Below are 12,672 nucleotides of genomic sequence, written 5' to 3'. Positions count from 1 at the left end.
ATGTTAACCGCCCGGCACGCGAGGTGCCAGTCAGTTAGGTACTGCTTAAGCAGCTACCACAACAACGCGTACGGTTGCTTCGACTTCAGCGTGCAGGTGCACGGCTACATCGAATTCGCCAACGTTGCGGATGGTGCCGTTCGGCAGACGAACTTCGCTCTTCTGCACTTCAACGCCGGAGGCGGTCAGTGCATCAGCGATGTCGTGGGTGCCGATCGAACCGAACAGCTTGCCTTCGTCACCGGCGGTGGCAGTGATAGTCACTTCCAGCTCAGCCAGTTGGGCAGCGCGAGTTTCGGCCGAAGCTTTTTTGTCTGCTGCTGCTTTTTCCAGCTCAGCACGACGCTCTTCAAACGCAGCCAGGTTGGCAGCGGTTGCAGCGGTGGCTTTGCCGTATGGCAGCAGGTAGTTACGACCGTAACCGGCCTTAACGTTCACTTTGTCGCCCAGGTTGCCCAGGTTGGCGACTTTTTCCAGAAGGATCAGTTGCATGTGAAAATCCTCTAACTTTTAACCTTCACCGTTCGCGTTATCGGCGTCTTTCGACGCTAGACGACCGCGAAAATCAATCAGGCCGTCGACAATGGCCAAAACCACGAGTAACGGATAGATCAGCTGCATGAATACCAACAGCACTACGTACAACCCCACCAGCCAGAACGTGGCCAGGCGCTTTCGCGCCACCAGCCCATGAATCAGGGCCAGCCCGGCAAACACCAGCGGTACGCTGCAAATCGGCGCCAGCAAGGCCATCTGTGGGCCGAAATTCGGCCCGACAACCATGCACGCCAGCAGCAACATCGCCGGCCCCGCAGGGATTCTGATACTGCGAAATTCGCGACCAAAACCACCCGGGTTGTACAACAACGCCTGCCAATAACGCCCAAGAATCAGGCTCAGCACGCTGAGGACCTGCAACAACGCCGCAATCAGGCCGGTCAGGACCGGGGCAATCAGTGAAGCCAACCGCGCTCGCTCATCTACCGACAATTGCTGGTAGAGATCCCCGAGGGCCAATGGCAGGATCTTGACGATTTCCTGCGACAGCACCTCGATTTGCGGGCGGAAAGCCGCGCCAAGCATCACTGAGTACACCAACCCCAATGCCACGCTGACCAGCAGCGTGCGGACCCAGGACTCACTTGCGCGCAAAACCAACGCAAGGCTCGATGAACCCAGCAGTACCAGAAGTACCCGTGGATCACCCATTTGCAGCCACCAGATCAAGGCCGGCAACAATCCCAGGGCAAGAACGCCAAAGGCGTCCTTCAAACCGCGCCGCAGCAGCACAAGGCAAACCGCAGCAGCACCCAACCAATAAAGCAACGGCAATGCCGCACATCCAGCCACTACGAGAGTGGCTTGCACGCGACCGCGCATGATGAACTCAGCTAAGGCGCGCATGCATTCAATCCCTTACTACTTGTCGACTGCCCGGTCTCAGCGGCCGTGGCTGTCGGTGTAGGCCAGCAGGGCCAGGAAGCGGGCGCGCTTGATAGCGGTGGCCAGCTGACGCTGATAACGTGCTTTAGTACCGGTGATACGGCTTGGAACGATTTTGCCGGTCTCGGATACGTAGGCTTTCAGAGTGTTGAGATCTTTGTAATCGATCTCTTTCACGTCTTCAGCGGTGAAGCGGCAGAATTTACGACGACGGAAGAAACGTGCCATTTGATAGGCTCCTTAAAAGGTCCGTGGATTACTCGTCAGCGTTATCGCTGTTGTCGCTGTCATCACTATCAGCGCTTTCAGCGCCTTCGTGCTCAGGACGGTCGCGACGCTCACGGCGCTCACTGCGGTTTTCTTCAGCCTTGAGCATCTCGGATTGGCCGGTAACGGCTTCTTCGCGACGGATGACCAGGTTACGGATCACTGCATCGTTGTAGCGGAAGTTGTCTTCCAGCTCGGCCAGGGCCTTGCCAGTGCACTCAACGTTCAGCATCACGTAGTGAGCCTTGTGAACATTGTTGATTGCGTAGGCCAGTTGACGACGGCCCCAATCTTCCAGACGGTGGATTTTGCCGCCGTCTTCTTCGATCAGCTTGGTGTAACGCTCAACCATGCCGCCGACTTGCTCGCTTTGATCCGGGTGGACCAAAAAGATGATTTCGTAATGACGCATGAATGCTCCTTACGGGTTGTAGCCTGCCGCTCAAAAACGGTCAGACAAGGAGTGAATGACACTTATGGATCTTGCCGCAGGGAGGCACATCGGTGCCTGCCAGGAAGGCAAGGGGCGCAATTGTAGAGAAGGGGGAGAAACGGCGCAAGGTGATTGGTGATTATTTGAACAATCACCACCCGCTCAAGCGATCGCGTGACGCGGAGCGTCACAAGAGGCATTCCCACGCGGAGCGTGGGAACGATCAACACAAAACAAATGTGGGAGCTGGCTTGCCTGCGATGACAATGGCACAGGCAACATCTCTGCTGACTGACACACCGCCATCGCGGGCAAGCCCGGCTCCCACAGGGTTAAGCCTTATTTCTTGGCTTTGGCCTTGGCACCACGCTGGCGCTGGGCCTCAAACAGGCAGACGCCAGTGGCAACCGACACGTTGAGACTGCTGACGCTACCGGCCATCGGCAAGTGCACCAGGTAATCACAATGCTCACGGGTCAGGCGACGCATGCCTTTGCCTTCGGCGCCCATGATCAGGATGGTCGGGCCGGTGAGGTCCTGGTCATAAATGCTGACCTCAGCCTCGCCTGCCGTACCCACGACCCACAGGCCGCGCTGCTGGAGTTTCTCCAGGGTGCGCGCCAGGTTGGTCACGGCGACCAGCGGAATCACTTCCGCCGCGCCGCACGCCACTTTACGCACGACGGGCGTCAGGGTGGCCGATTTGTCTTTGGGCACAATCACCGCCAGCGCGCCGGCAGCATCCGCCGAACGCAGGCAGGCGCCCAGGTTGTGCGGGTCAGTCACGCCGTCCAGCACCAGCAGCAACGGCGCGCCTTCGGTGCGATCGAGCAACTCGTCGAGCATCGCCTCGCCCCAGACCTGGCTCGGGCTCACGTCCGCCACCACGCCCTGGTGAACGCCTTCTACCCACACGTCCATTTCGCGGCGCTCGGCCTGGCCGATGGCAACCTTGTTTTGGGTGGCCAACTCGACCAGCGCTTGCACGCGTGGCTCGCTACGGCCTTCGGCCAACCACACCTGCTTGACGCGCTTGGGGTGATGACGCAGCAGTGCTTCTACGGCGTGAACGCCGTAGATTTTTTCCAGACTCATGACTTGGCCTTAGGTTTGCGCGACCCGCCGCTTTTCGCGGGAGCCGAACCCGCTTTTGGCGGGCCTTTACGGTGTTTACTCGGTTTGCTCGACGGCTTTTCCGCCTCGCGGGACTTTCCCCCAGACGCCGCTTTACCACCGCTTTTGGCTTCGTTGAGCAACTGCTGCTTCAACTCGCGACTGCGGCGCAGCTCGGCGTTTTTCGCCGCTGCATCGCTTGGGCGGTAGGCTTCAGGCGCCTTTTCCTTGGCCGACGAGCGACGACCCGCCTTGGCAGGCGCTGGCTCGGCGACCGCTGCTTTCGCAGGAGTACCTTTGCCTTTGGCGGCCGGCGCTGCGGTTTCGCCGCCACGTTTTTTGCGGCCAGTCGGTTCGGCGGGTTTATCAGGCATGCCGAAGTCGATCTTGCGTTCGTCGAGGTCGACGCGCATGACCTGCACTTCCACCGTGTCGCCCAAACGGAAGCTGCGACCGGTGCGCTCGCCCGCCAGGCGGTGATGCACAGGGTCGAAGTGGTAGTAATCGCCCGGTAAGGCGGTGACGTGCACCAAGCCTTCGACGTAGATATCCGTCAGCTCGACAAACAGGCCAAAGCCGGTCACCGCGGTGATCACACCTGGGAACGTCTCGCCCACGCGGTCTTTCATGAACTCGCACTTGAGCCAGTTCACCACGTCGCGGGTGGCTTCGTCGGCGCGGCGCTCGCTCATGGAGCACTGCTCGCCCAGCTGTTCCAGGGCCGCTTCGTCGTACGGATAGATCCGCGCTTTCGGAATGGTCATGGCACCGGCGCGCTTGACGTGCGGGGTGTTCTGCTTGGAATGGATCACGCTGCGGATCGCCCGGTGCGTGAGCAGGTCCGGGTAACGACGAATCGGCGAGGTGAAGTGGGTGTACGCCTCGTAATTCAGGCCGAAGTGGCCCTGGTTATCGGCGCTGTACACCGCCTGGCTCAGGGAGCGCAGCATGACGGTCTGGATCACGTGGTAATCCGGACGGTCCTTGATGCTCGCGAGCAGTGCCTGGTAATCCTTCGGCGTCGGGCCGTCCTTGCCTTTGTGCAGGGACAGGCCGAGCTCACCGAGGAACGCGCGCAGCTTCTCCAGACGCTCCGGCGGCGGGCCGTCGTGCACGCGGTACAACGCAGGAATCTCGTGCTTTTTGAGGAACTCTGCAGTGGCCACGTTGGCCGCCAGCATGCATTCCTCGATCAGCTTGTGCGCATCATTACGGGTGGTCGGGGTGATTGCGGCGATCTTGCGCTCGGAACCGAAGACAATCCGGGTTTCCTGGGTTTCAAAATCGATCGCGCCACGCACGTGACGTGCGCCCAGCAGCACCTTGTACAGCGAATACAGCTGCTTGAGGTGCGGCACCACGCCAGCGTATTCGGTACGCAGGGCCTTGGCTTCGCTGGTCTTCGGCGTTTCCAGGATGGTGCTGACCTTGTTGTAAGTCAGACGTGCCTGGGAGTGGATCACCGCTTCGTAGAACTGATAGTCGGTCATTTCGCCGGTTTTCGAGATGGTCATCTCGCACACCATGGCCAAACGGTCGACTTTCGGGTTCAGGGAGCACAGGCCGTTGGACAGCTGCTCAGGCAGCATCGGAATCACGCGCTCAGGGAAGTACACGGAGTTGCCGCGCACCTGAGCTTCGTTATCCAGGGCCGAACCGATCTTCACGTAGCTGGACACGTCGGCAATCGCGACGAACAACTTCCAGCCGCCGGAGAACAGGCGCAGCTTGCCAGGCTTGGCTTCGCAGTAAACCGCATCGTCGAAGTCGCGGGCATCTTCGCCGTCAATGGTGACGAACGGCAGATGGCGCAGGTCGATGCGTTTTTCTTTGTCTTTCTCTTCCACTTCCGGCTTGAGCTTGGCGGCTTCTTTGAGCACAGCCTCAGGCCAGACGTGAGGGATATCGTAGGTGCGCAGCGCAACGTCGATTTCCATGCCCGGCGCCATGTAGTTGCCGACCACTTCAACGATATCGCCTTGCGGCTGGAAGCGCGCAGTAGGCCAGTGGGTGATTTTCACCTCGACGAACTGGCCGACCTTGGCAGCGCCATTGCGGCCCGGGGTGATCAGCACTTCCTGCTGGACCTTCGGGTTATCCGGCACAACAAAGCCAATACCGCCTTCTTCGAAGTAACGGCCAACGATGGACTCGTGGGCACGCGACACCACTTCGACGATCACACCTTCACGACGACCGCGACGGTCGAGGCCGGAAACCCGCGCCAGGGCACGGTCGCCATCGAACACCAGGCGCATTTGCGCAGGGCTCATGAACAGGTCGTCGCTGCCGTCATCCGGGATCAGGAAGCCGAAGCCATCACGGTGACCGGCGATGCGGCCAAGGATCAGGTCGAGCTTATCCACAGGCGCGTAAGTGCCACGGCGGGTGTAGATCAGTTGAGCATCGCGCTCCATGGCACGCAAACGGCGGCGCAGGGCTTCGAGCTGGTCTTCGGTGGTCAGACCGAATTCTTCAACCAGCTGCTCGCGGCTAGCAGGCGAGCCCCGATCGGCGAGGTGCGCCAGGATCAGTTCGCGGCTAGGAATAGGGTTTTCATATTTTTCCGCTTCACGAGCGGCCTCGGGATCGAGGGACTGCCAATCGGCCATTAGAGAGTTTTCACCTTGTCTATATGCGGGTTAGTTTGGCATACGCGTATTGAAACGGGAAATTTCAGTCCTCAACAAGCGTTTTAAAGGCCTTTGTCGCCCTCGTAACGCACCTTGGACGACCATTGGCGAAATTTTCCAGACTTTTTTCATAGCAGGGCTTTACAGCTCAAAATCGCCTCCGTATAGTGCGCGCCATCGACGACGGCAACGTTGTTGATGCTGCCCAGGTGGTGAAATTGGTAGACACGCCAGCTTCAGGTGCTGGTGATCGCAAGGTCGTGGAAGTTCGAGTCTTCTCCTGGGCACCAATTTCAAACTCAAGGTTCTGCCTCGAGTCTCCAAAAACCCGCGAAAGCGGGTTTTTGCGTTTCAGGCCTTTGATTTTTAACGAGAATCTTGATTTATATTTTTGAATCAGGGGTTTACAGATCAAAAAGCCCTCCGTATAGTTCGCTCCATCAACGGCGCAAGCGTTGTTGATAATGCCCAGGTGGTGAAATTGGTAGACACGCCAGCTTCAGGTGCTGGTGATCGCAAGGTCGTGGAAGTTCGAGTCTTCTCCTGGGCACCAAATTCAGATCAAACCCGCGAAAGCGGGTTTTTTCGTTTCCGGGGTTTGAAAACCTGCCTGCCGATTTCCCCCTTGTCCGCACTTGAGAAGTTTTATCGTTTATCCTTGTAAGGATTTGTTGCACTCAAGTGAGGAAAACCCCGGATGATGATCCGCGATACCCGTCTCAAGACATCCCTTCTGCGTGGCCTGACCATCACTCTGCTCGGCCTGACCCTGCTCTCGCCCGCCGCCTATTCCGCCGACAAGGTCTCACTGACCCTGTACAACGGCCAACACAAGGAAGTCGGCGATGAACTCGCCAAAGCCTTCGAAGCCAAGACCGGCATTCACGTCAACGTGCGCAAAGGCAGCAGCAACCAGCTGGCCAGCCAAGTCGTCGAAGAAGGCGACCGCTCCCCCGCCGACGTGATCTACACCGAAGAATCGCCGCCGCTGAACAAACTCGGCGAACAAGGCCTGCTCGCCAAGATCGACGCCAGCACCCTCGACGTATTGCCCAAAGACTATGTCGGCAGCAACGGCGACTGGATGGGCGTGACCGCACGCACCCGCGTCGTGGCATTCAACCCGAAGCTGATCGCTGAAAAAGACCTGCCCAAATCGGTGCTGGATTTCGCCGGCCCCGAGTGGCAAGGCAAAGTCGGCTTCGTACCCACCAGCGGCGCATTCCAGGAACAAGCCGTGGCGATCATCAAGCTGCACGGTCGCGAAGCCGCTGAAGAATGGCTGACCGGCCTGCGCGCCTTCGGCAAGGTCTACAGCAACAACATGGTTGCGCTCAAAGCCGTGGAAAACGGCGAAGTCGCCACCGTGCTGGTGAACAACTACTACTGGTTTGCCCTGAAGAAAGAAAAAACCAACCTGGATTCGCAACTGCACTACTTCACCAATGGTGATGCCGGCGGCCTGATCACCGTGTCGTCCGCTGCCGCACTGAAATCCAGCAAGCACCCGAAAGAAGCCCAGCAGTTGCTGGCCTTTATGGCCAGCGAAGAAGGCCAGCGCGTGATCACCAACACCTCGGCCGAATACCCGCTGCGCAGGGGCATGGAATCGAGCCGCGGCCTCAAGCCTTTCAGCGAGCTGCAACCGCCGAAAGTCACGCCTGCGGACCTTGGCAATGCCGAAGAAGCCCTGGACCTGGAACGTGACGTTGGCTTGAACTGATGAACCCATCGCTCCCCGCCCTCGCCTTGCGCGGGGGTTTCAGCCCGCGTCGCAAGCGCCCATCGATCTGGCTGCTGATTCCCGTCCTGTTCCTGGTCTGCTTGAGCCTGCTGCCCTTGGTGTATGTCGGGACCAAAGCCTGGCAAGCGGGTTGGGCGGAAGCGGTGCATCTGCTGTGGCGGCCCTATGTATTCGGGCTGCTGCGCAACACCCTGGCGTTGATGATTGGCGTGACGGTGGCTTGTGGCGTGATCGGCCTGTCCCTGGCCTGGCTGCTGGAACGCAGCAACCTGCCGGGGCGACGCATCTGGGGCGTAATCCTGTGCCTGCCATTTGCGGTGCCGGCGTTTGTCAGCAGTTTTACCTGGGTGTCGCTGAGCGCCAACTTCGAAGGGCTGGGTGGGGCGATCCTGGTGATGACCCTGTCCAAGTACCCGCTGGTGTTTCTGCCGGTGGCGGCGACGCTGCGCAATCTTGACCCGTCCCTGGAAGAATCGGCCCGCACCTTGGGGCTGAATCGCTGGGGCGTATTTTTTCGCATCACACTGCCCTTGCTGTGGCCTTCATTACTGGCCGGGGCGCTGCTGATTGCTCTGCATATGCTGGTGGAATTCGGCGCGTTGTCGATCATCGGCCTGCAGACTTTCACTACCGCGATTTACCAGCAATTCGAATTGGAATTCAGCAATGCCAACGCCGCGATGCTCTCGGCGGTATTGCTAGTGATGTGCCTGACGCTGCTGTGGCTTGAGCTACGCGTACGCGGCAAAGGCCGACACGTGCGCATCGGCCAGGGCGCGGCGCGGCATGCTGAGCAGGTCAAGCTGGGCAAGTGGGCGCCACTGGGCCAAGTGTATTGCCTGGCGCTGGCGATCATTGGCAGCGGCATTCCGCTGGGGATGCTCGGGTATTGGCTGGCGGTGGGTTCGTCGGCGGCCTTTCCCGTGGCCGAGATCGGTGAGGCACTGCTGTCTTCACTGGCACTGTCGCTGGGTGGCGCAGCCCTTTGCCTGGTGTTGGCCGTGCCTGTGGGGCTTCTGGTGGTGCGCTACAAAGGCCAACTGGCGATCTGGGCCGAGCGCCTGCCGTACCTGCTGCATGCCCTGCCCGGCCTGGTGATCGCATTGACGCTGGTGTATTTCGCACTGCATTACGTGCCGGCGCTTTACCAGACGTCCGCGCTGCTTTTGATCGCCTATGCGCTGCTGTTCCTGCCACTGGCGCAGGCGCCGATTCGCACGGCCCTGAACAAGGCTGCACCGCAGCTGGAAGAGGCTGCGCGCACACTGGGGGCGTCGTCGTTCAGCGCGTTTTGCCGGGTGACGTTGCCGATTATTTTCCCGGCTTTGGGCGCGGCGTTTGCGCTGGTATTTCTGGACGCGATGAAGGAATTGACGGCGACATTGCTGCTCAGCCCGACGGGGTTGAACACCCTGGCCACCGCCGTGTGGGCGCATACCTCGAATGTGGAGTTTGCGGCGGCAGCGCCTTATGCGGCGCTGTTGATTCTGGTGTCGGGGTTGCCGGTGTATTTGCTCACGACGCGGATGTATCTGAGCCGCTGAAACAGCGATCGCAGGCAAGCCTGCTCCCACAGCTGACCGAGTTCCAACCTTGGAATGCAGGCAAATGTGGGAGCTGGCTTGCCTGCAATAGCGCCGGTACAGGCACCACTAAGCCCGAAACTGCCCCAAACTCGCCTTAAGCTGCGCCGCCAACCCATCCAGCACCTTGCCACTCGCCGTGGTCTCCACCACCGCCTGCGCCGCACGCTCAGCCTGGGCATGAATCACCTCGACCCGGCCACGCACCGCATGCGCGCCTTGCGCCTGATGCTCAGCCGCACGCGTCGCCAAGCCAATCGCCGCATGCACCTGTTCCACTGAAGCCTGCACCGTCTGCTGCAGGCGCACACTGTCACGCAACACCAGCAAGCCTTCGTTGGCTTGCCGCCCGGCCTTGCTGATGGTTTCCACCGCCTCACGCGCGCCCTGCTGCAACGCCACGATATGCGCCTGGATATCACCCGTGGAGCTCTGGGTTTTACTTGCCAGCGCACGCACCTCGTCAGCCACCACCGCAAAACCACGCCCGGTCTCACCGGCCCGCGCAGCTTCGATGGCCGCGTTCAGCGCCAACAGATTGGTCTGCTCGGCGATGCCATGAATCACCGTCAGCACCACTTCAATTTGCTCGCTTTGCTGGGCCAGGCGCTCAATGACCTGGGAGCCGGCCTGAACCTGCCCAGCCAAGGCCTCGATCAAGCTGCCGACCTCCGCCGAGGTGCGCGAGTTTTCATCCGTAGCCTGGCGAATGTCCACCACTTGCTGCAACGCCGCCTGCATCGCATGGCTTTCGGCCTGAGCCTCATCGGCCATCTGCGACAGCGCGCGCAGGCTCTCGGCCACCTCATCGCGCTGCAAACCGGCGGCCTTGTCAGCGCCGGCATTGCGCAAGGTCATGGCACCGATTTCCACGCCCGTGCGCTGGGCCACATCACCTGCCTCACGCACGATGGGCTGCAACTTATCCACAAAGCGATTGACCGCCGAAGCCATGTCGCCGATCTCGTCCTTACTGCTGATTTGCACGCGCTTGGTGAGGTCGCCCTCGCCCGCCGCCAGGTCATCCATGGCCGCGATCAACAGCTTCAGGCGATTGACCACACGCCGGCCCAGCACGATGGCGATCAGCAGTAATACACCGAACCCGACAATCGCCAGCCCCATGCCGATGCGCCAGCGCAAGGTGCCTGCAGCCTCCTGCACGGCGCTGGTGGTGTTGGCGGTCATCTGCGTGGCGGTGGTTTGTGCAGACTGCAGGCGCGCGCCCATGGCCGCTGCGCTGTCGGCAGCCGCGCCCTTGAGGCTGTCACCCACCAACTGATCACTGCTGGCAATCAGCGCCGCAAACCGCTTGTCCAGCGCCGCCAGGTCTGTCTCGACCGCCGTGGTCGAAACCCCCATGCGGACTTTGCCGATCTCTACGCCGTTAGGGCTGATGGAGGCCTCGACGTAAAACACCGAAGGATCATTTTTCGCCGCATCCAAGACCTTATCCAGGGCACGGTCGCCCTGACCTTTGGCCAGCAATGCCTGGTTGATCGGGTTGTCACGGTTCAGATAGCGGGTCAGATGCTCCCCGGCGGCATCGTCGTAGACCACGAACAATACGTTGGGATTGCGCTGGGCACGCCGGGCGAATTCCGACAACGTCGGCACGTCGCTGTCCCACATGGCGCGCGGCGCCACCGAGGCCAGCAGTTGCGCCATGTCGTTGGCAGAGTCTTGCAGGTCTTTTTCCAGCGTCGCACGCAGTTGCTTCTGCTCATCTTTCAGACGCGTCGAGAGCCCTCCGGTCAGACGTTGGCGCGTGCTGGAAGACAAGCTGTCCAGACTGGAGGTGACTTCCTTGCCGGCTTGCGCCAGCTCACCGGAAAGTTTCTGGCTGTCGACGCCCAGGCGGTTGCCCAAATCAGCTTCCAATGCAGTCACAGTGCTTCGCGTCAGGGCGACGGCCACCAGCACTTGCACCAAAAGAGCGATACCTAGGGTAACGAACACCGGCCGCAACAGTCGGCTTTGTAACAATGAGAGAACGGCAGACACTGGGAATCCCTCCACCACGGGTGCCATTAATTTGATAGCACCGCGAAAGAAAGAACCATAGCAAGGGTCGTGCCGTTTGCCAGCCAGACACGACAAAGGGCTCCCGAAGGAGCCCTTTGCTTTTTACATCAACAGCTTATTAAGCGAACGGGTGACGCAGAACGATGGTCTCGTTGCGGTCCGGGCCCGTCGAAATAATGTCGATTGGCGCGCCGATCAGCTCTTCAACGCGCTTGATGTAAGCACGCGCATTGGCAGGCAGCTCTTCCAGGGTTTTGGCGCCCACGGTCGATTCGGTCCAGCCTGGCACTTCTTCGTACACAGGCTGCAGGCCTACGTAGCTGTCAGCGTCGGTTGGGGCAACATCTTTACCGTCTGCATCTTTGTAGCCGATGCAGATGTTGATGGTTTCCAGACCGTCGAGCACGTCCAGCTTGGTCAGGCAGATGCCCGAGATGCTGTTCACATCGATAGCGCGACGCAGGATAACGGCGTCGAACCAGCCGCAACGACGAGCACGGCCAGTGGTAGCACCGAACTCGTGACCTTGTTTGGCCAGGTGTGCGCCAACGTCGTCGAACAGCTCAGTCGGGAACGGGCCCGAACCTACGCGAGTGGTGTAAGCCTTGGTGATGCCCAGGATATAGTCCAGGAACATCGGGCCAACACCCGAACCGGTCGCCACGCCACCAGCGGTGGTGTTGGAGCTGGTCACGTACGGGTAGGTGCCGTGGTCGATGTCGAGCAACGAACCTTGGGCGCCTTCGAACATGATGTCTTTGCCGGCGCGACGCAGGTCGTGCAGCTCAGCGGTCACGTCGAGCATCAGCGGCTTGAGCAGCTCAGCGTATTCCTTGCACTCGGCCAGGGTCTTTTCAAACTCGATGGCCGGCTCTTTGTAGTAACCGACCAGCATGAAGTTGTGGTAATCCACCAGTTCACGCAGCTTGTCTTCAAAGCGTGGCATGTTGAGCAGGTCGCCCACACGCAGGCCACGACGTGCAACCTTGTCTTCGTAGGCCGGGCCGATGCCGCGACCGGTCGTACCGATCTTCAGCTCGCCACGGGCCTTTTCACGGGCCTGGTCCAGCGCAACGTGGAAGGACAGGATCAGCGGGCAGGACGGGCTGATACGCAGGCGCTCACGCACCGGTACGCCTTTCTCTTCCAGCTTGGTGATCTCACGCAGCAGGGCGTCAGGTGCAACCACCACACCGTTGCCGATCAGGCACTGCACGCCTTCGCGCAGTACGCCCGACGGGATCAGGTGCAAGACGGTTTTTTCGCCATCGATGACCAGGGTGTGGCCAGCGTTGTGGCCACCTTGGTAGCGCACTACGGCGGCAGCATGTTCGGTCAGCAGATCAACGATCTTGCCTTTGCCCTCATCACCCCATTGGGTGCCCAGGACTACGACATTCTTACCCATAACACTTGTCCTCATTCGCGCAA

General features: G+C 60.2%; 10 protein-coding genes and 2 tRNA genes. 4 read left to right on the top strand and 8 right to left on the bottom strand.

Annotated elements, in window-relative coordinates; all coding sequences use genetic code 11:
* Positions 1–45 precede the first annotated feature (45 nt).
* The 6 genes from rplI to rnr form a co-directional block, all read right to left on the bottom strand.
* Positions 46–492 (bottom strand): 50S ribosomal protein L9, encoded by a 447-nt coding sequence (gene rplI / locus L8I05_RS17725; RefSeq protein WP_003171376.1) that lies wholly within the window; start codon positions 490–492, stop codon positions 46–48.
* A gap of 18 nt (positions 493–510) precedes the next feature.
* The gene (locus tag L8I05_RS17720; RefSeq protein ID WP_242170623.1) at positions 511–1,404 is read right to left on the bottom strand and encodes a hypothetical protein; all 894 of its coding nucleotides are present in this window, start codon (positions 1,402–1,404) and stop codon (positions 511–513) included.
* 36 nt (positions 1,405–1,440) lie between these two features.
* Positions 1,441–1,671: a 30S ribosomal protein S18 gene (gene rpsR, locus L8I05_RS17715; RefSeq protein WP_002551829.1), complete on the bottom strand. Its 231-nt coding sequence runs from the start codon at positions 1,669–1,671 to the stop codon at positions 1,441–1,443.
* 28 nt (positions 1,672–1,699) lie between these two features.
* Entirely contained in the window at positions 1,700–2,122 is a 423-nt protein-coding gene (gene rpsF / locus L8I05_RS17710) for a 30S ribosomal protein S6 (RefSeq protein WP_003217491.1), read from the bottom strand.
* Positions 2,123–2,482: 360 nt separating this feature from the next.
* On the bottom strand, positions 2,483–3,238 hold the full coding sequence (rlmB, locus tag L8I05_RS17705; protein ID WP_010213600.1) for a 23S rRNA (guanosine(2251)-2'-O)-methyltransferase RlmB: 756 nt from the start codon (positions 3,236–3,238) through the stop codon (positions 2,483–2,485).
* Positions 3,235–5,868 carry a ribonuclease R gene (gene rnr, locus L8I05_RS17700; RefSeq protein ID WP_242170621.1) on the bottom strand — a complete coding sequence of 878 codons (2,634 nt, stop codon included), beginning with the start codon at positions 5,866–5,868 and terminating at the stop codon, positions 3,235–3,237. The genes rlmB and rnr overlap by 4 nt, the downstream gene beginning before the upstream one ends.
* 224 nt (positions 5,869–6,092) lie before the next feature.
* Here rnr and L8I05_RS17695 point away from each other — a divergent pair.
* The 4 genes from L8I05_RS17695 to L8I05_RS17680 all read left to right on the top strand — a co-directional run bounded on the left by L8I05_RS17695 (position 6,093) and on the right by L8I05_RS17680 (position 9,177).
* Positions 6,093–6,179: transfer RNA gene (locus L8I05_RS17695), tRNA-Leu, on the top strand.
* 176 nt (positions 6,180–6,355) lie between these two features.
* Positions 6,356–6,442: transfer RNA gene (locus L8I05_RS17690), tRNA-Leu, on the top strand.
* A gap of 144 nt (positions 6,443–6,586) precedes the next feature.
* A complete protein-coding gene (locus tag L8I05_RS17685) occupies positions 6,587–7,612 on the top strand; it encodes an extracellular solute-binding protein (protein WP_242170618.1) in 1,026 nt (341 codons plus the stop codon).
* Positions 7,612–9,177: an iron ABC transporter permease gene (locus L8I05_RS17680; protein WP_242170615.1), complete on the top strand. Its 1,566-nt coding sequence runs from the start codon at positions 7,612–7,614 to the stop codon at positions 9,175–9,177. The genes L8I05_RS17685 and L8I05_RS17680 overlap by 1 nt, the downstream gene beginning before the upstream one ends.
* 108 nt (positions 9,178–9,285) lie before the next feature.
* Here the strand turns inward: L8I05_RS17680 and L8I05_RS17675 are convergent, their stop codons facing one another.
* Both L8I05_RS17675 and L8I05_RS17670 read right to left on the bottom strand, forming a co-directional pair.
* Complete coding sequence (locus tag L8I05_RS17675) at positions 9,286–11,220, bottom strand: methyl-accepting chemotaxis protein (protein ID WP_242170612.1); 1,935 nt, start codon at positions 11,218–11,220, stop codon at positions 9,286–9,288.
* 139 nt (positions 11,221–11,359) lie between these two features.
* Positions 11,360–12,649 (bottom strand): adenylosuccinate synthase, encoded by a 1,290-nt coding sequence (locus L8I05_RS17670; RefSeq protein WP_159953886.1) that lies wholly within the window; start codon positions 12,647–12,649, stop codon positions 11,360–11,362.
* Between the last annotated feature and the right edge of the window lie 23 nt (positions 12,650–12,672).

This window comes from Pseudomonas sp. MONT-RG-20F-20-E-7-02 (assembly GCF_022662395.1).
Classification (GTDB): Bacteria; Pseudomonadota; Gammaproteobacteria; order Pseudomonadales; family Pseudomonadaceae; genus Aquipseudomonas.
Note: the sequence above shows the minus strand (reverse complement) of the source record. Positions and strands in the feature narration are given on the sequence as shown.

Bases quoted from the DNA above. Each gene is read 5' to 3' on its own strand.
- rplI (WP_003171376.1), bottom strand. From the start codon at position 492: ATGCAACTGATCCTTCTGGAAAAAGTCGCCAACCTGGGCAACCTGGGC.
- L8I05_RS17720 (WP_242170623.1), bottom strand. From the start codon at position 1,404: ATGCGCGCCTTAGCTGAGTTCATCATGCGCGGTCGCGTGCAAGCCACT.
- rpsR (WP_002551829.1), bottom strand. From the start codon at position 1,671: ATGGCACGTTTCTTCCGTCGTCGTAAATTCTGCCGCTTCACCGCTGAA.
- rpsF (WP_003217491.1), bottom strand. From the start codon at position 2,122: ATGCGTCATTACGAAATCATCTTTTTGGTCCACCCGGATCAAAGCGAG.
- rlmB (WP_010213600.1), bottom strand. From the start codon at position 3,238: ATGAGTCTGGAAAAAATCTACGGCGTTCACGCCGTAGAAGCACTGCTG.
- rnr (WP_242170621.1), bottom strand. From the start codon at position 5,868: ATGGCCGATTGGCAGTCCCTCGATCCCGAGGCCGCTCGTGAAGCGGAA.
- L8I05_RS17685 (WP_242170618.1), top strand. From the start codon at position 6,587: ATGATGATCCGCGATACCCGTCTCAAGACATCCCTTCTGCGTGGCCTG.
- L8I05_RS17680 (WP_242170615.1), top strand. From the start codon at position 7,612: ATGAACCCATCGCTCCCCGCCCTCGCCTTGCGCGGGGGTTTCAGCCCG.
- L8I05_RS17670 (WP_159953886.1), bottom strand. From the start codon at position 12,649: ATGGGTAAGAATGTCGTAGTCCTGGGCACCCAATGGGGTGATGAGGGC.